Raw genomic sequence first — 20,878 nt, 5'->3', positions numbered from 1 at the left:
GTCTTAATTGAGCATCAAGTTAAATTTTTTCTACAAACCACATACATCGCAAACCAATAAATTAAGTAATTCACTGCGAATGCAAAAACAGCTCCCTCAAGTCCCATTTTATTTGTAAAAAATATTGTCAGTCCAATCAGACTAAAATTAAAACAGACTTCCGACACAATATATTTTACTGTCATCGCTCTGGCGATCATGATGAAAGCCAATAACCAGCTTCCAATTTTCATTACATCACCTACAAGCTGCCAAAAAAACAGCTCCTTAACAGGAATGAATTCTTTGCTAAACAGTGTCTCAGTGACAAAAGCGCGCATGTAGTAAATTACGCAGACTGAAAAAATAAGTGTAGGAAGCAAAACAGCGTATGCTTTGAGAATTTCTCTGCGGAGTTCTTGTCCGTTACTGATCTCTGATAGACGTGGCAAGTAGTAAAAGGAGAGCGCAGCAGTAACCACCATTAAGTACATGTCGCTAATTCTACTCATAGCTTGCCAATAGCCGGCCGCATCTAGTCCGAATTTCGATAACAACAAGTCACGAATCACCATTTGTGTAAGAGGCGCGGCTATTGCTGACACGAGCGCCATTAACACGAACCCGCTGAGTAATCTTGCGTGGAGTCGACTGAAATTCGTCAGAAACGATCTTGGCTTGAACCATGGCTGCGTCCAACACATCAATATCGCTACGAAAAAGGTGGCTACAGGACTAATGACAAGCGCTGCCATTGCGCCCGGCAACCCAAACGCCATGACCAACACTGCAGAAACAGCAAGTCCAATAACGCTGCCCACAACACCAATGGTGATAAACCGACGTAACTCCTTTTTACCGTTTAATACGGCCAGAATCAGCCCATTCCAAACAAGAAAAACCAAAGTCAATCCGAACCAAATAAACAAGTACGCGTATTGCTTATCTTTTAGAAACCATATCGCTAGCTCAACACGAAAAAATATTGCTGCTGCACCAAGCGATGCAGCAGCGGCTGTAGATAATATGAATGCTGTACTCCATAGAGCCAGCTGCAATTCACCCGTATCGCTATTTTCCGCAGTGTACTTAGTTACACCGGTATTTATACCACCACTCGCGAACGCAGCACCAATACCAATGAAACTCTGAAATTGACCAATGATCGCGTAACCGCTAGGCCCGACAAATATTGCAAGAACTTTGTTTAGGGCCAACCCGGTAGCGAGACGAATAATGATTGCCGCAGCATTGAGGACGGTAGATTTAACCGCTCCCATCTATAATCCGTCGACTACGCCGTGAATAATATCAACTACCCTGTTGGCGTCCTCGTCCGTCATTGTTGGGCCCATAGGAATGCTTAGTACCTGATTGTGCATGCTTTCGGATATCGGAAAGCTACCTTCGCACAAATTCATACTGCCGTAGCAAGGCTGCAGATGGGGAGGAACCGGGTAGTGAATTACGGTTCCAATACCAGCTGCATTTAATTTTTGAGCTAATTGGTCGCGTTTTGCGTGACGAATCACATAAAGGTGCCATACTGGCTCGGCCCATTCGGGCGAATCTGGCAAAACCAAGTTGGCCAACTCCGATAAACCTGCACTATAGACGCGCGCAATTTCCTGTCGTCTCGAATTCTCGCTATCGAGTTTGCCAAGCTTTACACGAAGAAATGCAGCTTGCAGTTCATCCAACCTCGAGTTAAAACCCAAAAACTCGTTGTGGTACTTGACCTTTGAGCCATAGTTGCGCAGAGCACGCAATGATTCCGCCAACTGACTATCGTCGGTTGTAACCGCGCCACCGTCACCCAATGCGCCTAAATTTTTACCTGGATAAAAGCTGAATGCGGCAGAATCACCGAGGCTACCAACACGGCGCCCTTTGTAGCGTGCCCCGTGCGCCTGCGCGCAGTCCTCAATTACTTTGATGCCGAACCGGCGGGCAACGTCGTTAATTGGATCCATATCAGCAGCCTGACCATAAAGGTGAACTGCAATGATAGCCTTGGTACGTGACGTAATTGCACTCTCAATTTTCGCTGGATCTATGTTGTAAGTCATCGCATCAGGCTCAACCGGGACCGGGACTGCGCCACATTGCGTCGCCGCGAGCCACGTTGCAATATACGTATTGCTAGGAACAATCACTTCGTCGCCTGGGCCAACTCCATAAGCCTTAAGGATTAGAAAAATTGCGTCTAATCCATTGGCAACACCTATAGCGTGGTCGGCGCCACAATATGATGCAAATTCCTTTTCAAATAAGTCGACTTCCTTCCCCAACACGAACCATCCGGAGTCCAGTACTCGCTTAAGAGCCTGCTGCATTTCATCCGCATAACTTAAATTTATTTTTTTAAGATCGAGAAACGGAATCATTTTCCCTCCACCAATAATTTGAACTCAGAATAATCGCGGATATAATCAGCCGCGTCATAGTTATGCGATGCAAAAACCAGTAACACGGCGCCTTTGGAGTATTTGTATTGGATACCCCAGGTCATCGGCGGCAGATGAATGCCTACATCTGGGCTATTCAATAAAAACTGCTGACGATTTCTTCCGTCGTCAGCAACAACCTCGCATGATCCGCTGATACAGATAAGAAATTGATGGCAAGTGCGATGCGCATGCTCACCGCGAGTTTCCACGCTTGGGACGTCAAAAACCACAAAGTATCGTTTGGTTTCAAAAGGAATATTAACTCCAAATTCCCCTACAGATAGGCTCCCTCGAATGTCAGCAACTTTCGGCATTCGCCAAAGCGTTACACCTCCTACGTCAGTTGGCACACTTCCCACAACAGCAGGAACGTCAAAATGGGCGTCCACGTTATTCGGAAAAGTATCGACATAGCCAACAATTTTTGCCGGATTTCCCATAACAATTGCGTTTGGTGGCACTGATCTTGTAACAACGGCGCCTGCCGCAACCATGGCGTTTTCACCAATTGTGATTCCCGGTAGGATGATCGCGCCCGCACCTAGTGATGCGCCATCATTAATTGTTGTTCTTAAGAATTTTTCCGGCCGATGGCGGCTACGCGGAAATTTATCGTTCGTGAACGAGACATTTGGTCCAACAAATACGTCATTACCGAGTCGAAGACCGTCCCAAAGTTGCACTCCACTCTTCAACGTGACCCGATCGCCAACAATCACGTCATTCTCAACCAGGCAATGAGCACAAATATTGCAGTCAGCGCCAATTTGCGCTTTTTCCATGACGACGACGAACTGCCAGATTCGACTACCCTTACCAATAGACGTCGAATTCACATCTGCAAGGCGGTGAATGAAAATATTATCCATGAATCTTCTAAGGTATGAAGCCTTGCGGCCAATTTAATTATTGATACGCGCCACTTAAACCATCTCGTATTGTCGGATGCATCTCTCTAGCGTAAAAGCGGTGCGCATTTTCTTGTACTATTTCATTCGCAGAAACGAGTTTGACAGGCCTGTAAAGTATATTATTTCATACCAATACCAACCACAATGCATAGCAATTTATTTATGCAAAACGCCATTGCAAATAAGTCGTCCGTTCAATCCGATGTTTTCCGAGTAAAACGCATCAGTGATCTAAATTCACCCCATTTGTATTTAAATTCCGTTGAGCTAAATATCGAATCTCTTTTATCCAAAAGAAACGCTAAAAGGATAGACAATAAAAAAGCGGCAAATGTGGACGCTAGCACAATCAGCGCTCGCTTTGGCCGGGACCGCAAATCCGCTTTTACTGCAATGTCCAGCACTTGGATAACCGAACTATCGCGTGCCTCATCGAGGCGCGCTGCCTCATACTGCTTAGCCAGCAACTCATATAACATCTGATAATATTTAATATCGCGCAATATTTTTATATTGGCAAGTCCTTTTGGGACACTTTCGATCTTGTCATCGTTCAATTCGGAGCCATTCCCATTTTGCAATCTTGAGACCTGGCTTTTTAGACTGATGAGATCCTCTTGAGCTCGCTTATAATCTTGATTATCTTTCGTAATGAACGCCTCCATGGAACGGAGTTGTATTTCTTTGGCAGCGATTTGGGCGCGCATACGACCGACGGTTTCCATCAGTGCTGCGGTATCTGCATCGACACTAATCACCCCGCGCGTTTCGATTGCATTTTTAAACAGAACTTCTGCGTTAGCGAGGTTATCCTTAGCCGTTTCAAGTTCACGTTCGAAAAATACACGTCGTTGCGAAGCCTCAGTGAGCGTTAACGCTTTCGTTAATTTTAACAATTCTGCCACGTACGAATTTGCGATGTTTGCCGCACGCTCGCGGCTCTCGTCTTCAACTTCGATAGAGATCAGATTGTCCTTCCCAGCCATAATCTTTGAGTTACTTTTCAGCTGCGCTCTAGCCTTTTCCAAAGTTGGCATTCCGTAAACCTCTACCAACCCAAACTTCATAATCAATCTATCAGCAATAGTACGACTCGTTAACATGCCGACATAGAGTTCATTCGGGCTCTTGAGACCGACCGCTCCTAATCCCGCACTCAACGGTGCAAGCTGAGACAGAATAGCGCCCGCCCCAGATTGGGCCTGCTGTGGAGGCAATAGCTTGGTCGTGGACGTATAAACTTCAGGCAATACGAAGCTTACGGCAGCTGAAACAAGGGCTACAGCAATAGGCAAACCGACGATAAGTCGTTTACGTTTTGCTAAAACTAATAGAAAATCTATTATTCCATTATCAGGCTTAGCGGATAATTTAGGCGTTTCAATCATTGGCGGATCGCGTCTGGTTTATGCATAGATATGAGTGGAATTCGGCCATCGCAGAGCCCATTATTGTTTCAACACCTTGATCGATGCGGCGCCCAGGCCAAAGTTTGCAAAAATCTGCGCCCATTCACGCGTGCCTGCCATGAACTTGGACCAGCGGGTCTCTTTGTCAAATTTCTCAGGCACTACAATGCTATCGCCTGGCATGACTTCGGTGCCGCCAAAGCCACCCGAGTACCAGCTGCGTGAATTGCGCGAGATAACACTACCATCGACGCGCAGAATGAAGATGTTTTCTTCATCTGCCTCGGATGTCAGCCCAGAAATCTTGAGGTAATCGCTGACCCGGCTGTTCGCTCGCCACAGTGGGGAAGATTCAGCATTGACAGCACCAAACACACTAATGAACTCTTGCTGCGCTGGCACGACCAGGCGGTCACCATTTTCCAGCTTGAGCTGTGGCAGCACAGCGAAACGATTGTCGTGTGGGTCGAGACCAAAGGCGATGCGGCCGGTAGGCTTCAACTGGCGAACCCGGGCAATTGCCTGGCTGGCAGCAACCAGTTCTGCCTGCCGGCGCGCTTCCAACAACTGCGCGTCGGCAGTTGAACGAGCGTTCGCAGCGGAACTCGTCCGCTCCGCTGCTGCCTGGCTCTCCAAACGGTTCGCCGCTTTCTGAAGATTGACTTCCTGCTGCCTGCGTACTTCTTCGCGATAAAATGCTGTGCCGAAAAGATAAGCATTATTTGTTGGGCCACCGGCCTTTGCCAACAGCGACTGAAGATTCTCACCTGCGGTCATTTGATACACCCCAGGCACGTTGACTTCTCCTTCAACGCGCACAAAAATTCGCCGCTTGTCCATCGGAACGGCAACATCCTGTTGCGAGAAAATCGTCACCGTATCGCCAGGCTGCAGCTGAACATTGTCCGGGCCGGCTGGATTGGTAAAAACATTACCGAGATTGAATGGCACGAGGCTCACGCTGAGGTCAGCGCGATTGATGCGCTCGACGACCGCGTAGTCCCAGTTGACTTCATCGACGAGGCCACCAATACGCGATGCGATATTGCCTGCGGTTTCATTCGTTTCGCGCTCGTCACCTGCATTGACTACGCCGTTCTGACGCTTGATCGAATTACGCGTGAGGAGATATTGGCGATTCGGAATCAGGTCGCTGACGCGCATGCCCGGTTTAAATGGTGCGCGCACTGCCTGGTCGACATTACCGCGCAACACCACCGCGTTCGAGAAATCTGGCGTGATCGACGTGACGTTCAGGACATCCCCATCTTTCAGCGTTCGTTTCAGGCCTTCGCCGTTCAGCGCGAATTGTTCTACACTGCGCGGCTGGCTGCGGGTCGCGTCGATGCGCTCGAGGAAGGCGCGGCGCGCATCAGCCACTACAGGCGTCCCGCCAGCATAATCGAGCAACGATTCGATGGTATCTGTGTTGCTTTTCAGCTCATAGATCGCTGGCGTATTCACCTTGCCGACCAGCGCCACGTGGCCCACAGCGGTCGGGATGAAAATCGTGTCGCCGTCCTGCAACTTCATGTCGGCCGACTTGTCGCCCTTGCCGATGAACGAATACAAGTCCAGCTCGACGGCGACTTTGCCGCCGCGCTTGATTTGTACATGACGCATGCTGCCGTTGGCGTTCGGACCGCCACTGGCAAACAGCGCCGTGACGAGCGTCGACAGGCTCGACACATTGTAGGTACCGGGACGGCTGGCCTGGCCCACCACATACACGGTGATCGAGCGCAGGCGGCCAAAATTGACGTTGACTGTGACGCCTTTGTAAAGACGCGCCACCGCATTGCGAATGACGCCCTCGGCATCGCCTGCCCGCACACCGGCAAGGGCGACCGAACCGACAGTCGGAATCGAAATCAGGCCGTTCCGGTCGATCGTGGCGCGGTAATCGATATCGATGCTGCCCCAGCCGCGAATCATCAATTCATCGCCCGGCCCCAACGCGTAGTCGGCCACCACCGGTGCATTGGCGACTGGTGAAAAAGTCGAAGGCGCGTTGGTGAAAAATTCGGCACCGAAAATCGGCAACGTTGTGCCCGTACTGTCCGCCACGAATTTCTGAAATTCACTTGGGGTGGAAGCGCGGGCACTGCGCACCGCTTCATTGGCCACGCGCTGGCGCGGCGCACCGTCGGTGTCGCTCTGTATCACCTTCTCAGTTTCTGCAGCTGGCGAATTGGTGATGCTGACGCGTTTTGGCGCCGCTGCCGCGGGCACATCCGCCACGGACTCCTGCCCGAACATATCGTTCTTGCTGGCCTGAATGTTCTGCGCCATTGAGGACATGGATGCTGACGCCAGAGAAACGGCGATGAGACAAGAGTGAAATTTTGACATTAAACTGTGTATTTGAAAGATGAACAGCGGGATGCGTATGGTCTAAGCACGCTATGTTACCGCAGATCATTAGCCACTAAAATAGCAAAATGCTATTTAGTGGACATTCAGAGGACACCGATTGTCCAGAATGCCGTTGCCCTGGCATCAAATTTGCCGGAACTACTTGACTCGGCGCTCCATATATGCGTCCAGCATATTGGCGATCCTGACGAAGGCCGCGCTATCACGACGAGCCGCGCAGGCTTGTACCGTCACAGCGCCTCGGTACCGATCGTAACCTCGATCACCACAGGCGTGCTGCCAATCCAGCGTCCACGCGCCAGGCGGCGGTAGATGGCGATGTAGAATACGATCTGCAAGAGCACCAATCCCATCGATAACACAATCGACTGGCCGACCAGCACGCTGACCAGCGCCATCACGGCCACCCACGGCACGATCACGCCAGCAGTGGTCGCATTCTGCAGCCACGCTTGCGGCGGCTCCACTTTGATCAGCTTGCGCACCACGCGTCGATACACCAGCGTGTGCAGGTGCAGGCGATCAGGGGCACCCGGACTGACCTGCTGGATGACGCGGCGGCGATACATACTGAATAACACTTCGATGACGGGATAGGCGCAGATCGACAACACCTGCCACGCGTTGACGCTGGCGTTGCGCACCAGCAGAAGCACGGCGCCCTCGGCGATCCAGAAGCCAAGGAAATAGGCGCCGCCATCACCGAGGAATAATTTACCACGCGGGAAATTGACTAACAGGAAGCCGGCTGCGCTACCGGCGCCCAGGACACCCAAGGTGGCAACCAATGGGTCGTTGTGCTGAAAAGCGAGCACTCCGATCGCCAGGGCCATGATGATGATGACCGATGCGGCCAGGCCGTTGAAGCCGTCGATGATATTGACCGCGTTGGCGCCGCCGGCAACGACCAACGCCGTCACCAGGACGGCAATCGGTGTCATCTGCAACAGATTGTCGACGCCCCAGATGTCCAGTTCGCTGACCGTGGCACCCAGCACGGCGCTGGCCAGCAGCGCGCTGGCGAACGTCGCCAATAAGCGGATGCGGACCGAGATGCGCTTGGTGAAGTCTTCGGCCATGCCGGAAACAAAGGCTGGCATGCCGCACACGGCCAACAACAAGACGGCGTTCAGGGACGTTGCAGAGACGTCGCCCGGAAACATCAATACATGGGAGAGCACGCCCACCACCACGCCGCTGACGACTGCCAGGCCGCCAATGCGGGGAACGGCAAGCCCATGAACCTTCTGCACACCAGTCAAGTCATGATCGTTTGAAATGAAGCCATGCCACTTTTGCGATTGGACGATGAGCAGGCTGACGACAAAACTGACCAACGCTGCCGCGGCGCCGATTTCTAACAATGCGTTCAACTGCATGTGTGGATTTCCTTCTGATTCTTATTCAGTAATCACAGCATGAAGCCGATGACCGATCGGGCATGCGCTCACTACAGCGCGCCACTGAAAGAAAAGTTTCTTATCGAGCAAATTTCAGCTGTTTTCTATTCTACAAGACGGGTTTTTTAAGCCTCTTCGGAACGCGTTAATTGTTTGCCAAGAATGCGATGCCACATTCAATTAAAGCAGGTGCGAAATAGCCAATATTTGAGGCAAAACCTTCGAAACGCCGCTCTTTTTACGCAAAATTCCATGCTACTCGTGGACTGGATGGCAAGCCCGTGACAGTGAGCCGGCAGATTGCTTCAAATGTGACAAAGTTGTAATAATTTGTACGCGCTCCTAAATCGTTGTTATTGCGCGCCATGACCGGCCGCTATTTCGATGACTTGCATGAGCTTGATGAATAACAATATTTCCGTAGGATAAAGATTAAAACTGGACGCTTGATTGCATTCAGGAGGCGACCATGCCGGCAGTGCGCATCCACGTTTTGCTTTTCCTGTTGCCACTTTTTATAGCGTTACCCGGGTACGCCGCCGCACCCGACAGCGACGCTACGGTGGCGCTGCGCGAAGCCGAACTGCGCCGCGCGCTGGCGGAAGCCGAGCGCGCCGAATGGCTGGCACGGCTGCCGCCAACCACCAGCAAGGCACTGGCCGGCAGCGTCGATACCAGCCACGCCGGTGTGGTCGCGCTGATGAAGTCGGTCGACCTGGCCGGCGAGCTGGCGCGGGAACTGTGCGCTGCGTTGCCGCCGCTGGGGGCCGTGGCACTTTACGACCCGGCCAGCAGCCAGGGCATCGTGGCCGCCCGCAGCGTTGACGATGGTATCTTGCACATCACCGAACAACTGACCCGCCAGCATCGCCAACTACAGCAACTGATCGAACAACACAGCCCGCCAGCGGGCGCACGCGCGCCGCTGGCAATGGTTCCGCTGGCCGCGATTCCCGCGACAATTAAAACCGCGGCCGATATTGCAGCACTCTTTAAAAGCGACATCACGCTCACTGGCGTGGCGTTTGGCGACGGTGCACGCGCCCTGTTCGGCAGCGCCCTGTTCAAGGCGTGCCCGCAGCGTATTGCAGGACTCGGTACCGGCTACCTTGGCGAACTCGACACACGCACACATGGCGCGCTGATGGCACGGGTGCGCGCGCTCGCTGGCCTGCGCGGCGAATATGCCAACCAGATCGCCATCGCCGATACGCTTGCCGACGCCGCCAAAGGTGCCGAAAAACGCCTGCTGGCAAGCAGTGTGGTCAATGCCAACGCGTTCCTGAAGACAGTCGACGCCTTCATCGAATCCCTCAAGACGGGGGAAACCGGCGACAAAAGCCCACTGTTCAACGCCGCCCGTTTCCTCGCCTACGCGGCCAGGACCCAGGATGCACTGCTGCTCGACGTGGACCTGCGCCTGGAAGGCGTCACCCTCATCAAGAATGGCTTGTTCACGGGAGAGAAATTGCGCGTCGCGGGCGCGGCGGTGCTGTGGTACCGGCTGCATGCCCCGGACGGCACCTTGCTGCAGGCCGACGCGCTGCGCCGGATCACGGCACCGGTCGAACTCGATCTGCGCGCGGCCCAGCCCTTTCAGTAGGCCTGCCGCCGTTGACATCGCTCGGGCCAAGCGCATAAAATCGGCGCAGTCAGAACGAGGGCAGGCTGGATGGTTAGCCCAGCCGGCACGAGCAGCAGTCACAACAGCGCGCCACTCTCCACCCATGCGGATCCAGACAGTTCACTGCACGCGCAGCTGGGCTGGTCGCGCGTGCGTTCCGGTCCAGCCGGCGTGCGCTCTCTTTTCACGGGACCGACATGCCAGACCTTGCACTACCCATTTCCGATCAAACCCTGGCGCGCGCCGACTTGGAAACCTTGCTGGCCGGCCGCACTGCCGCCCTCACCTTCGAGCGCTGCGATTTTGACGACGCCGACCTGTCGCGCCTCGACCTGCGCGACTGTGTCTTCATCCGCTGCAGCGCCGCTGGCACCTCGTTCGCGCGCGCACAACTGAGCGAGACGCGCTGGCAATCGTGCCGCATGGGCCGTGCCGATTTCGGGCTGGCCGACCTGACCGACAGCCGTTTCAATGCCTGCGACCTGAACAACACCAACTGGAACCGCTCCCTGCTGGCATCGAGCGCCTTCGATGGCGTCAAATTGACCGGCGCGACGTTCTCCGACGTGCGCACGCTCGGCCTGTCATTGCGCGACAGCCTGCTGGTAGGCGCCGATCTGCGCGGTGTGGGGTTTCGCAAGCAAACCTTGGTGGGCATCGATTTTTCCAGCGCCGACCTGGCTGGCTGCGATTTCCGCGAAGCGATTTTTCAGGGCGGCAGCCTGGCCGAAGCGAATCTGCGGCAAGCGAAATTTGAAGGGGCAGATTTGCGCCAGGTGACGCTTGGGTCCATGACGGTTGACCAGGTTGCAAGCTTCCGGCGGGCCACCATTTCGCAGGAGCAGGCAGCCATGCTGGCGGTGAGCATGGGGATGCTGGTGGCGTAAGCGCGGCTTCAGGTCTTGCGCAGCGCGGCGCGCACCAGCCGGTTGCGGCGCACCACGTGGCGCATCAGCCACGCGCCGCCGCACAGCGCCGCCAGCGCCACCGCACCGGCGGCCCAGGGACCGCCGACGTAAATACTCAACGCCACAATGGGCACGGCAACCCAGTACCCGCCCCAGGCAAGATCGACGATCACGTGGCGCAGGCGATGGTTCAGCGTGGTGCGCTGGGCGCCCAGGTCACGCCATCCCAGCAAGGTGGACCAATCGCCGGGCTGCCCGAAGGCAACGGCCCAGGTTTCGCCTTCCTGGGGAATCACCTTGCAGGGCAGGTGCACGCTGTAGGTCACTGCGCCGGCGCTGGCAAAACTGAACATGCCGAGCTGCTGCTGGACGTCGAACACTTTATCGAAATGGATGCGTTGTATGTGCACGGGCAGAGTCCGTTTGCTGGTGAAAGGCAAGTCTAAACGAGACATCCCGCAAATTGCTGCTGAAATTCCGAACGACAACTACCGTTTTATCAGATGCCCAAAGCTAGCCCAGCCGTTTGATGGTCTGCTCGATCGCCCCGAACACGCTCTTGCCGGCCTTGTCGAGCATCTCGATCCGGATCGTGTCGCCAAAGCGCATGAATTCGGTGACTGGCTCCGCGCCCGCAATCGTCTCCAGGCTACGCTTCTCCGCAATGCAGGAATAGCCGCGTTTCGGGTCCTTGTTCGACACCGTCCCGGAACCGACCACCGTGCCGGCGCGCGCATTGCGCGTCTTGCACAGGTGCGCGATCAACTGCGCGAAATTGAACACCATGTCCTCGCCCGCCTGCGGCTGCCCGACCAGCGCGCCATTCCACGTCGAGCGCAGCGGCAAATGCAGCTTCGCCTGGCGCCAGGCCTCGCCCAGCTCGTCCGGCGTGACCGCCACCGGCGCAAAGGCGGTGGCCGGTTTCGATTGCAGGAAGCCGAAGCCCTTGGCCAGCTCGGCCGGAATCAAATTGCGCAGCGAAACATCATTTACCAGCGTCACCAGGCGCACCTGCGCCAGCGCCTGGTCCGGCGTCGCGCCCATCCGCACATCGCCCGTGATGACGGCCACTTCCGCCTCGAAATCAATGCCCCACTCTTCGTGCGCCAGCACGATATCATCCATGGCGCCCAGAAAATCGTCGCTGCCGCCCTGGTACATCAGCGGCTCTTCCCAGAACGATGCAGGCATTTCAACGCCACGGGCACGCCGCACCAGCTCGACGTGGTTGACGTAGGCTGAAGCGTCGACCCATTGGCAGGCGCGCGGCAGCGGCGCCATGCACTGGGCGGGATCGAAGTCGAAGCTGCGCCCGGCGCGGCCGGCGTTGAGCAAACTGGACAAGTCTTCCAGCTGGGGCGCGATGAAGGCCCAGTCGTCCAGCGCCGCCTGCAGCGTCGGCGCAATGCCGTCGGCCAGTTGGGCCGTTTTCAGGTCGCGCGCGACCACCATCAACTGGCCGTCGCGGCTGCCGTCGCGCAGCGTGGCCAGCTTCATGCGCTGGGCGCCAGCAAGGCCAGTTGCTCGTCAGTCAGATAGCACCATTCGCCTTCGGCAATTCCGAGCGCCTCGAGCGTCAGGCCGCCGATGGCCGAGCGGTGCAGCGCGCTGCAATGGTTGCCGGCCGCAGCCAGCATGCGCTTGACCTGGTGATATTTGCCCTGCTCTAGCACGATTTCCAGCTGATGGTCACCACGCGCGATGCACGAGACCGCCGCCAGCGGCGCCGGCTCGTCATGCAGTTGCACGCCTTTTAATAGTTCGGCGACCAGCGCGTCGGTGATCGGCTGTTCGGTGGTGGCCTGGTAAATCTTCGGCACGTGGCGCTTGGGCGATGACTGGGCGTGGATGAAGGGGCCGTCGTCGCTCATCAGCAACAAGCCGGTGGTATCGTGGTCCAGGCGGCCGACCGGCTGCACTTCGCGCCAGGTAAATTGCTCGGGAAGCAAGGTCAACACACCGGGATGGTGACTCGGTTTGCGCGAACATTCGAAGTTGGCCGGCTTGTACAGCGCCAGGTACAAATGCGCGCGATAGATCCACTCTTCGTCGAACACGGTCAGCACCAGGCCATCTGTCTCGTAAGTGGTTTTGTAGTTGGTGGCGGGGGCGCCATCGATGATGACGTCGCCGTCTTCAATCAGGGCGCGGCAGTATTTGCGCGTGCCAAAACCCTGCGATTGCAGGATGCGGTCAAGGGATAATTTGCTCATGCGCGAGACTGTAACAGAAGGCGTTTGTGCCCAACAAGGTGTGGTGGAGGCCGCACAGTGCAGAATCTCGTTTGCGCCAAATCAAGGCTCGGATTATTCCTAATTGATAGACTGAAACTTCAGTAGGAATCGGCCTAACCAACTCAGCGAATAATCCCGGGTGCATTAGGACAACACAACCGTATCACGAGGACAACCATGTACAAGGTCTCACCGTCTGCACCATCGAGCCATGCCCCCAGCCCGCCGTCCCATGCCGGCAACTGCGCCATTTTCGACGCCCGTACCCTGCTCTACCAACCCGCCTTGCGCGCCGTCATTATTCAGGAGCAAGTTGCACTGCTGGCCACGCGGCTGGCAATGGCACGCTGGACCAGCGCCAATACCGTCGCCTTACCGGAAAACGGCGCAGATGCGCCGCCGTTCCGCGCCGCCTTCTATGCACGCCAACAGGACCATTTTTTCGCCTGGATCGCGCGCGGTGGCGTGTGGGACGATGACGCTGCGCCGGCACATACCGATGCGCCATCGTCCAGCGATCTTGACTGACACAAAAGCAAAACGACGGCGCGTTGCCGTCGTTCGTACTGCGGGAAGAACATATGAGGAATGAAAATTCTCTCGAAAGCCGCATGCAACTTCGCGGCGCAGGCGCAATTTAGGCACAGCATCGGGACCAGCAGGAAACGACGATAAACTTCTCCTTTTGTTGCAGACTACACTTTTAATATACGCCGGCCACGCCAATTTACAAGGGGTTTGTTGCGCCCGCTCAGCGGCCCCCGCTCAGCGGGCGTAGCTCAGCGCACGCGCGGCAGGGCCGTGCCAGACACAGCCTTCACGGCGCCGCCGCCCACCGAGGCGCCAAATTTCTTCAGCACGCGCTCGGGCAATCCTTCGTGGGTCGTGTAATCGATGATGTCTTCGGCCTTGACGATATCGCGCGCCACCGTGTCGACGGTGCCGTAGCCATCGGCCAGGCCCATCTCGACGGCGCGCGCGCCGGTCCAGTACAGGCCGGAGAAGGTTTCCGGCGTTTCCTTCAGGCGCTTGCCGCGCCCGGCGCGCACGACCGAAATGAACTGGCTGTGGATTTCGTCCAGCATTTCCTGCGCATGGGCCTTGTGCTTGGCCGACTGCGGGCTGAACGGATCGAGGAAACCCTTGTTTTCGCCGGCTGTCAGCAAGCGCCGCTCCACGCCCAGCTTTTCCATGGTGCCGGTAAAGCCGAAGCCATCCATCAGCACGCCCACCGAACCGACGATGCTCGCCTTGTTGACATAAATATTGTCCGCCGCCGCCGCAATGTAATAGCCACCCGACGCGCAGATTTCATCGACGACCACATATAAAGGTTTCTTTGGATAGCCTTTTTTCAGGCGCAGGATTTCATCGACGATGATGCCGGCCTGGACCGGGCTGCCGCCGGGGCTGTTGATGCGCAGGATGACCGCCGCCGAACCGCTGTCGGCAAACGCCTTGTTCAGCGCCGGCAGGACGGTGTCGGCCGAGCCGCTGCCTTCCGAGTCAATTTCGCCGTTGATTTCGATGAGCGCCGTGTGGCGCGCCAGGATATCGTCGTCCGAACCGCTGAAGTTGAAATCGAAGAACGCCCACAGGCAGAAAAAGGCCAGCACCAGGAACGACAGCTTGAAGAATATGCTCCAGTGGCGCGCCGCCTTCTTTTCCTTGATGGTGGCAAAGACCAGTTTTTCCAGCGTTTCGCGTTCCCAGTTGCCGACCGTGGGCGACTGGGCCAAACGGCTGTTGTCAGGATAGTTGGTGCTGGTCTCGTCCGTCATAGCTCACTTTAGGTTGTCGGCGCCTGGATCTGCTGGTCCGGCTGCCAAAAAATCTTGCCCGCTTCTTCGCGCACGGCGATCGCACGCAAACGCCCGCCGCGGCAGGGTCCGCCGACACAGGCGCCCGTGTCGGGCGCATAAATCGCGCCGTGCGTCTGGCACATCAGATACAGGCCGCTGGACTCGAAAAAGGTGCCCTTTTCCCAGTCCAGTTCGATCGGAACATGGGCGCAACGATTCAGGTAGGCGCGCGCCTGTCCGTGGTGCCGCACCACGAAGGCGGTGGCGGCGCTACCGAACGCCAGCACCGCAAAGCGCACCCCGGGGCCACCGTCCTGCACGTCGTCGGTGCTGCACACCAGTACCTCCGGCGCGCTCATGCGTTGTCGCGCAACCAGTCCCGCAGTTGCGCGACGTTCTGCGCCGAAAACAGGGAGTTGCAGGTTTCCAGCTGGGCCACCGGATGTGCGCCGTACTCGACGGCGATGCCACCGGCGCCCGCATTCATGGCCATTTGCAGGTCATGCGTCGTGTCGCCGATCATAACGGTACGGCGCAGGTCCTGGCCGAGTTCCCTGGTCAGTTCTTGCAACATTGCAGGATGCGGCTTGGAAAATGTCTCGTCTGCGCAACGGGTGGCATCGAACACAGACAGCAAGCCGGTTGCATTCAGCGAACGGTTCAGGCCGACACGGCCCATTCCTGTCGCCACGGCCAGGAAATAACCTTCCTGTTTCAGTTCGGCCAGCATGGCGCGCACGCCGTCAAACAGCACCAGTTCATGCACATCGGTCATGAAATGGTAGCGGTAGCGCTCAACCATGCGCTGGTATTGCCCCGGCTCGATGTCGGGCATGATGTGCTGCATGGCTTCGGCCAGGCCCAGGCCAATGACGTGCGAGGCAGCGGCATCGGTGGGCGGCGTCAAGCCGACGTCTTTCGCGGCGGACTGGATGCATTTGACGATCGTTGCGGTGCTGTTCATCAGCGTACCGTCCCAATCGAAGACGATGAGATCAAATTGCTTTCTTGGCATGTCTGCCGGTCGCTTGTGACGACCGGCGCTCCTGAATAAGTAAGGGGCCGGGATTCGGATGAAATTCAGCCCTGTGGTTTGCCCAAGCTTACCAAGAAACGTTCGCATTCCGGTGGCAATGTTGCATTCAGTGTCATGGGCTTGCCGGATTCCGGATGGGTAAACGTAATCTGATGGGCGTGCAGAAACATCCGTTTCAAGGCACCACGACCAGCATCAGCCTTTAACAGCTGGCGGTTGAGCGCAAAATCGCCGTACTTGTCGTCGCCAAGAATGGGAAAGCCAGACGATGACAGATGAACGCGAATCTGGTGTGTGCGCCCGGTTTTCAGTTCCGCTTCCAGCAAGGCAAAGTTCGGCCACTTGCGCAATAAACTGAACACGGTGTGCGATTCCATCCCGCCGGTTTGCACAACCACGCGGCGCTCGCCTTCCGCCGTCGTGTACTTGTGCAGCGGCAGCTTGATGTGCTGGCGCGCATTCTTCCATTCGCCCGCCACCATCGTCAGATAGCGCTTGTCGGTCAGGCCATCACGCATCTGCTCGTGCAGATTGGTCAGCGCAGAGCGTTTTTTCGCCAATAGCAGCAAGCCCGAGGTTTCACGGTCGAGCCGGTGCACCAGTTCCAGGAACTTGGCGTCCGGGCGCGAGGCGCGCAATTGTTCGATCACGCCATATGAGACACCGGAACCGCCGTGCACGGCGGTGCCACACGGTTTGTCGATGACCAGTAAATGGCTGTCTTCGTGAATAATCGCGAATTCCGCACCCGGCACATGCGCCGTCGATTCTTTCTCGGCAATGCGGATTGGTGGAATACGTACCATGTCGCCATCCTGCAGGCGATACAACTGGTCGATACGGCCTTTATTGACGCGCACTTCGCCCGACCGCAAAATGCGATAAACGTGGCTTTTTGGCACGCCTTTGCAGATTCGCAGCAGGTAGTTATCGATGCGCTGTCCGGCGTCTTCTTCGTGGATGGTGATGAACTGGGCTTGCAGTGCCGGTGATGAAGGTGGGGCCACATCGCTTTGCTTCTTCATTTCCTTTGTCTTCCCAGAAATTCTGTCTAAGTCCTTCATTTTGAATATATAATCGACCGGCGGTGGTCAAACCTCTGCTGTGTAAGAATTAAAACGATATTTTACACATGGGCGTCTCCATCGGCCCTGCCAAATTGCGAATTCGATGGAAAAACGTGTACGCACATTCCTGCGCGCGTCAAGGTTGCACCGTTGTTGTAATCGGATTGTCGCGCTGGCATGAAGGACTGGATAGTTTGGATTATTAAGGATAAGTACCGGCAAGCCGCCATCGGCTCGCCGGTTGATGGCGTCGATAACGCTTGCCGTTTCGCCCGACCCGATGTAAGCCTCATCCTGAAGGCTAGCGAGTAAAGGCAGAGTCAATCGCCTGGGAATCGAAGTCTTGGTGTGTTCGCTGTTCACATAGGTCTGGCTGGTTGTTGCACCTCGCCGCGTTAATCTTCGTGCCCTTCCTGCGGCACCGGTTACCGGCTGATGCGTGCGCTCGGCATGTCGATCGACCTCTCAAGCGCCCTGCCGCGCACCGCCCAGTTCACCGTGGCGTGCACGGCACATTCGGGCATACCCCCTCCAACGTTCTGCTCCCCCGCGTGCTTTCATGTACCGGCCGTCCTGACAAGGCGGCCTTGAGCGGCCCTGCGGGGCCGTGGAGCCAATAAAAATGAAACGTATGTTGTTTAACGCGACGCAGCAAGAAGAGCTGCGCGTCGCCATCGTGGACGGTCAGAAACTGATCGACATCGATATCGAATCGGCCGGGCGCGAACAGCGCAAGTCGAATATCTACAAAGGCGTGATCACCCGCATCGAGCCATCGCTCGAAGCCTGCTTCGTCTCCTACGGCGAAGATCGCCACGGTTTCCTCCCATTTAAAGAAGTTGCGCGCACTTATTTCCGCGAAGGCGTCGACGTGCGCACCGCGTCGATCAAGGAAGCCCTGCGCGAAGGCCAGGAAATCATGGTCCAGGTCGAAAAGGAAGAGCGCGGCAACAAAGGCGCCGCCCTGACCTCGTTCGTCTCGCTGGCCGGCCGTTACCTGGTGTTGATGCCGAACAACCCGCGCGGCGGCGGCGTATCGCGCCGCGTCGAAGGTGAAGAGCGCCAGGAACTGCGCGAAACCATGGACAAACTCGACTTGCCCCAAGGCATGTCGGTGATCGCCCGCACCGCTGGCATCGGCCGCAATGTCGAAGAATTGCAGTGGGACTTGAATTACCTGATGCAACTGTGGCGCGCCATCGAAGGGGCCGGCAAGTCGGCCACCGGCGCCTTCCTGATCTACCAGGAATCGTCGCTGGTCATCCGCGCCATCCGCGACTACTTCCAGCCGGACATCGGCGAGATCCTGATCGACACCGACGAGATCTACGACCAGGCCCACCAGTTCATGAGCCACGTGATGCCCGACATGGTGCACCGCGTAAAACGCTACAGTGACGATGTGCCGCTGTTTTCGCGTTTTCAAATTGAACACCAGATTGAAACGGCGTACTCGCGCACCGTGCCCCTGCCGTCCGGCGGCGCGATCGTCATCGACCACACCGAAGCACTGGTCTCGGTCGACGTCAACTCGGCGCGCGCCACGCGCGGTTCCGACATCGAAACGACCGCCTTCAACACCAACTGCGAAGCGGCCGAAGAAGTGGCGCGCCAGTTGCGCTTGCGCGACCTCGGCGGCCTGATCGTCATCGACTTCATCGACATGGAAGTGGCAAAAAACCAGCGCGAAGTCGAAACCCGCCTGAAAGACGCGCTGCACCATGACCGCGCCCGTGTTCAAATGGGCAAGATTTCCCGCTTCGGCCTGATGGAGCTGTCGCGTCAGCGCCTGCGTCCGTCGTTGTCGGAAGGTTCGCACGTGACCTGCCCGCGCTGCTCCGGCACCGGCCACATCCGCGATACCGAGTCGTCCGCCCTGCAAGTCCTGCGCATCATCCAGGAAGAGGCGATGAAAGAGAATTCGGCCACCATCCACGTCCAGGTGCCGGTCGATGTGGCTGCCTTCCTGTTGAATGAAAAGCGCGGCGAAGTACTCAAAATCGAGAACCGCCACCGCATTTCCGTGATCCTGGTGCCAAACAAACACCTCGATACGCCGCACTACAAGCTCGAGCGCATCAAGCACGACGATCCGCGCCTGGAGGAAAGCCAGGCCAGCTACACGCTGGCCGAGTCGGCGGAAACTGACATGGCTTACAGCAAGCGCCAGAAGGAAGATGCCAAGCCGCGCCAGGAAGCCATGGTCAAAACCATCACGCCGGCCCAGCCTGCGCCCGTGGTCGACCGTACCGAGGCCGTGAAACCTGCACCGGCACCAGCGCCAGCCGCGCTGCCAGCGCCAGCGCCGGAAACCTTCATGGACAAGGTGCGCAATTTCTTCTTTGGCAAACCAGCAGCGGCGCCTGCCCCGGCCGCCGCCCCGGTCCGCCCTGCTGCCCCGCCGCCGGTCGTCACTGCCGGTGAACGCAACAGCGCCAACAACCGCGGTCCGCGCGCCCGCACCGGCCGCAATGGCAAGCCCGAGCGCGAACCACGCGAGCCGCGCGACCCGGCCATCAAGCCGGTGTTCGACGATGCCGTGAAACCGGCGAACAGCGCCGCGGCCGATATGGAAGCCAAACCGGCCCGTCCGCCACGGCCACCGCGTCCGCCGCGCGAACCAGTCGATCCGGCAGCACCAGTCGTCGCGCGCGCCGAGCGTCCTGAGCGCGGCGAGCGTCCGGAACGCCAGCCACGGGCACCGAAAGAACGTGGCGAACGTCCTGAGCGGGTCGAACGCGCAGCGCCGGTCGAAGGCAAGCCTGAAGAAATCGCACTGATCCAGACCGTGTCGTCGCAGGCTGTTACCGTCGTGACGAATGGCCCGGACGGCTTGCAGGAAGAGCACATCGAAGTGACCAAGACCGTCACGTCGCTGGGCCCGAATGGTGAAGAACTCGACGAAGGCGACGAGCCGCGCCGCCGCCGCCGCCGTGGTGGTCGCAACCGTAACCGCCGTGACCGCGAAGGCATGGAAGGCGACGAAAACGGCCAGGCCGAAGGCGCCGAACCGGCCTTCATGCCGGTCGCCGACGAAGCGGCCAAAGAGCAGAGCCGCGCACCAAAAGCACCGGTCGAGGTGGTTATCCCGGCCGTGAAGCCGGTACCGGAAGCGTGGGCGTTCCCGACGTCCGCGTCGATGGCATCCAAGCATGTCGAGGCAGTGGCCGCGGCCGAAGCTGTGGTGGAAGTTGCACCTGTCGCCGAGCCAGTCAAGCCTGCGCCGGTCGCAGAAGCGCCAGCGGCATTCCTGTTCCCGACCACCGCATCGGTGGCGGCCCAGGTTGCCGAAACCGCAGCCCATGTGCATGCTGCCGAAGCCGAGCGCCTGGCTGTCAAGCCGGTGGAATTCCCGGTGGCGGCGCCTGAACCAGTAGTCGTCGCAGCAGTCGAAGCGGCGCCGGTGCAGTTCCCGGTAGCGCCAGCGCCGGTCGCACCCGCGCCGGTTGCCGACCTGGGCCAATTGCTCGATTCGGCCGGCCTGACCCTGGCGGCCACCGACCCGGAAAAACTGCGCGCCGCCCGCGCTGCAGCCGAACAGGTCGCCCCGCCAGTGCGCGTGCCGCGCACGCGCAAGCCCTTGCCGCCGCAAGCGGACGAGCCGCTGATCCAGGTCGATACGCGTCAATAAGCCCAAGTGATTGCCTGAGCGACTAAAAAGGGACGCCGCGTGCGTCCCTTT

The 20,878-nt window shown here is 57.4% G+C and carries 17 protein-coding genes; 4 read left to right on the top strand and 13 right to left on the bottom strand.

What is annotated here, in order from left to right; all coding sequences use genetic code 11:
- Positions 1-14 precede the first annotated feature (14 nt).
- The 6 genes from V6M87_RS19590 to V6M87_RS19565 all read right to left on the bottom strand — a co-directional run bounded on the left by V6M87_RS19590 (position 15) and on the right by V6M87_RS19565 (position 8,504).
- Complete coding sequence (locus V6M87_RS19590) at positions 15-1,259, bottom strand: O-antigen translocase (RefSeq protein ID WP_332878334.1); 1,245 nt, start codon at positions 1,257-1,259, stop codon at positions 15-17.
- Positions 1,260-2,366, bottom strand: coding sequence for a DegT/DnrJ/EryC1/StrS family aminotransferase (locus tag V6M87_RS19585; RefSeq protein ID WP_332878333.1), 1,107 nt, complete (start codon positions 2,364-2,366; stop codon positions 1,260-1,262). It lies immediately after the preceding gene.
- Entirely contained in the window at positions 2,363-3,298 is a 936-nt protein-coding gene (locus tag V6M87_RS19580) for a WxcM-like domain-containing protein (RefSeq protein ID WP_332878332.1), read from the bottom strand. The genes V6M87_RS19585 and V6M87_RS19580 overlap by 4 nt, the downstream gene beginning before the upstream one ends.
- Positions 3,299-3,534: 236 nt before the next feature.
- A complete protein-coding gene (locus V6M87_RS19575) occupies positions 3,535-4,728 on the bottom strand; it encodes a Wzz/FepE/Etk N-terminal domain-containing protein (protein ID WP_332878331.1) in 1,194 nt (397 codons plus the stop codon).
- Between the two features lie 60 nt (positions 4,729-4,788).
- On the bottom strand, positions 4,789-7,050 hold the full coding sequence (locus tag V6M87_RS19570; RefSeq protein ID WP_332878330.1) for an SLBB domain-containing protein: 2,262 nt from the start codon (positions 7,048-7,050) through the stop codon (positions 4,789-4,791).
- 305 nt (positions 7,051-7,355) lie between these two features.
- Complete coding sequence (locus V6M87_RS19565; RefSeq protein ID WP_332878329.1) at positions 7,356-8,504, bottom strand: MraY family glycosyltransferase; 1,149 nt, start codon at positions 8,502-8,504, stop codon at positions 7,356-7,358.
- A gap of 490 nt (positions 8,505-8,994) precedes the next feature.
- On the opposite strand from V6M87_RS19565, the gene V6M87_RS19560 reads away from it, so the two are divergent.
- Positions 8,995-10,128, top strand: a complete 1,134-nt coding sequence (locus tag V6M87_RS19560) for a hypothetical protein (protein WP_332878328.1) — start codon at positions 8,995-8,997, stop codon at positions 10,126-10,128.
- A 218-nt stretch (positions 10,129-10,346) separates the two neighbouring features.
- Entirely contained in the window at positions 10,347-11,036 is a 690-nt protein-coding gene (locus tag V6M87_RS19555; RefSeq protein WP_332878327.1) for a pentapeptide repeat-containing protein, read from the top strand.
- Positions 11,037-11,044: 8 nt separating this feature from the next.
- On the opposite strand, the gene V6M87_RS19550 is transcribed toward V6M87_RS19555, so the two are convergent.
- From V6M87_RS19550 to V6M87_RS19540, 3 genes are all read right to left on the bottom strand, one after another.
- A complete protein-coding gene (locus V6M87_RS19550; protein WP_332878326.1) occupies positions 11,045-11,467 on the bottom strand; it encodes a hypothetical protein in 423 nt (140 codons plus the stop codon).
- Between the two features lie 103 nt (positions 11,468-11,570).
- Positions 11,571-12,554: a fumarylacetoacetate hydrolase family protein gene (locus V6M87_RS19545; protein ID WP_332878325.1), complete on the bottom strand. Its 984-nt coding sequence runs from the start codon at positions 12,552-12,554 to the stop codon at positions 11,571-11,573.
- Positions 12,551-13,270 carry a pseudouridine synthase gene (locus V6M87_RS19540; protein WP_332878324.1) on the bottom strand — a complete coding sequence of 240 codons (720 nt, stop codon included), beginning with the start codon at positions 13,268-13,270 and terminating at the stop codon, positions 12,551-12,553. Before V6M87_RS19540 ends, V6M87_RS19545 begins: the two co-directional genes overlap by 4 nt.
- Positions 13,271-13,468: 198 nt before the next feature.
- On the opposite strand from V6M87_RS19540, the gene V6M87_RS19535 reads away from it, so the two are divergent.
- Positions 13,469-13,819 carry a hypothetical protein gene (locus V6M87_RS19535; protein ID WP_332878323.1) on the top strand — a complete coding sequence of 117 codons (351 nt, stop codon included), beginning with the start codon at positions 13,469-13,471 and terminating at the stop codon, positions 13,817-13,819.
- 251 nt (positions 13,820-14,070) lie between these two features.
- Here the strand turns inward: V6M87_RS19535 and V6M87_RS19530 are convergent, their stop codons facing one another.
- From V6M87_RS19530 to V6M87_RS19515, 4 genes are all read right to left on the bottom strand, one after another.
- Positions 14,071-15,072 carry a S49 family peptidase gene (locus tag V6M87_RS19530; RefSeq protein WP_332878322.1) on the bottom strand — a complete coding sequence of 334 codons (1,002 nt, stop codon included), beginning with the start codon at positions 15,070-15,072 and terminating at the stop codon, positions 14,071-14,073.
- A gap of 8 nt (positions 15,073-15,080) precedes the next feature.
- Positions 15,081-15,452, bottom strand: coding sequence for a Rieske (2Fe-2S) protein (locus tag V6M87_RS19525; protein WP_332878321.1), 372 nt, complete (start codon positions 15,450-15,452; stop codon positions 15,081-15,083).
- Positions 15,449-16,108, bottom strand: a complete 660-nt coding sequence (locus V6M87_RS19520; RefSeq protein WP_332878320.1) for an HAD-IA family hydrolase — start codon at positions 16,106-16,108, stop codon at positions 15,449-15,451. The genes V6M87_RS19525 and V6M87_RS19520 overlap by 4 nt, the downstream gene beginning before the upstream one ends.
- A gap of 65 nt (positions 16,109-16,173) precedes the next feature.
- On the bottom strand, positions 16,174-17,154 hold the full coding sequence (locus V6M87_RS19515) for an RluA family pseudouridine synthase (protein ID WP_332878382.1): 981 nt from the start codon (positions 17,152-17,154) through the stop codon (positions 16,174-16,176).
- 664 nt (positions 17,155-17,818) lie between these two features.
- Here V6M87_RS19515 and V6M87_RS19510 point away from each other — a divergent pair.
- Positions 17,819-20,827: an Rne/Rng family ribonuclease gene (locus V6M87_RS19510; RefSeq protein ID WP_332878319.1), complete on the top strand. Its 3,009-nt coding sequence runs from the start codon at positions 17,819-17,821 to the stop codon at positions 20,825-20,827.
- The last annotated feature ends 51 nt before the right edge of the window (positions 20,828-20,878 follow it).

The sequence above is a fragment of the Massilia sp. S19_KUP03_FR1 genome (assembly GCF_036688685.1).
Classification (GTDB): Bacteria; Pseudomonadota; Gammaproteobacteria; order Burkholderiales; family Burkholderiaceae_D; genus JALYUM01.
Note: the sequence above shows the minus strand (reverse complement) of the source record. Positions and strands in the feature narration are given on the sequence as shown.

Excerpts from the sequence above, each read along its gene's own strand:
- V6M87_RS19565 (WP_332878329.1), bottom strand. The coding sequence starts at position 8,504 with ATGCAGTTGAACGCATTGTTAGAAATCGGCGCCGCGGCAGCGTTGGTC.
- V6M87_RS19560 (WP_332878328.1), top strand. The coding sequence starts at position 8,995 with ATGCCGGCAGTGCGCATCCACGTTTTGCTTTTCCTGTTGCCACTTTTT.
- V6M87_RS19510 (WP_332878319.1), top strand. The coding sequence starts at position 17,819 with ATGAAACGTATGTTGTTTAACGCGACGCAGCAAGAAGAGCTGCGCGTC.
- V6M87_RS19590 (WP_332878334.1), bottom strand. The coding sequence starts at position 1,259 with ATGGGAGCGGTTAAATCTACCGTCCTCAATGCTGCGGCAATCATTATT.
- V6M87_RS19540 (WP_332878324.1), bottom strand. The coding sequence starts at position 13,270 with ATGAGCAAATTATCCCTTGACCGCATCCTGCAATCGCAGGGTTTTGGC.
- V6M87_RS19515 (WP_332878382.1), bottom strand. The coding sequence starts at position 17,154 with ATGAAGAAGCAAAGCGATGTGGCCCCACCTTCATCACCGGCACTGCAA.
- V6M87_RS19525 (WP_332878321.1), bottom strand. The coding sequence starts at position 15,452 with ATGAGCGCGCCGGAGGTACTGGTGTGCAGCACCGACGACGTGCAGGAC.
- V6M87_RS19520 (WP_332878320.1), bottom strand. The coding sequence starts at position 16,108 with ATGCCAAGAAAGCAATTTGATCTCATCGTCTTCGATTGGGACGGTACG.
- V6M87_RS19580 (WP_332878332.1), bottom strand. The coding sequence starts at position 3,298 with ATGGATAATATTTTCATTCACCGCCTTGCAGATGTGAATTCGACGTCT.
- V6M87_RS19530 (WP_332878322.1), bottom strand. The coding sequence starts at position 15,072 with ATGACGGACGAGACCAGCACCAACTATCCTGACAACAGCCGTTTGGCC.
- V6M87_RS19570 (WP_332878330.1), bottom strand. The coding sequence starts at position 7,050 with ATGTCCTCAATGGCGCAGAACATTCAGGCCAGCAAGAACGATATGTTC.
- V6M87_RS19585 (WP_332878333.1), bottom strand. The coding sequence starts at position 2,366 with ATGATTCCGTTTCTCGATCTTAAAAAAATAAATTTAAGTTATGCGGAT.
- V6M87_RS19575 (WP_332878331.1), bottom strand. The coding sequence starts at position 4,728 with ATGATTGAAACGCCTAAATTATCCGCTAAGCCTGATAATGGAATAATA.
- V6M87_RS19535 (WP_332878323.1), top strand. The coding sequence starts at position 13,469 with ATGTACAAGGTCTCACCGTCTGCACCATCGAGCCATGCCCCCAGCCCG.
- V6M87_RS19545 (WP_332878325.1), bottom strand. The coding sequence starts at position 12,554 with ATGAAGCTGGCCACGCTGCGCGACGGCAGCCGCGACGGCCAGTTGATG.
- V6M87_RS19555 (WP_332878327.1), top strand. The coding sequence starts at position 10,347 with ATGCCAGACCTTGCACTACCCATTTCCGATCAAACCCTGGCGCGCGCC.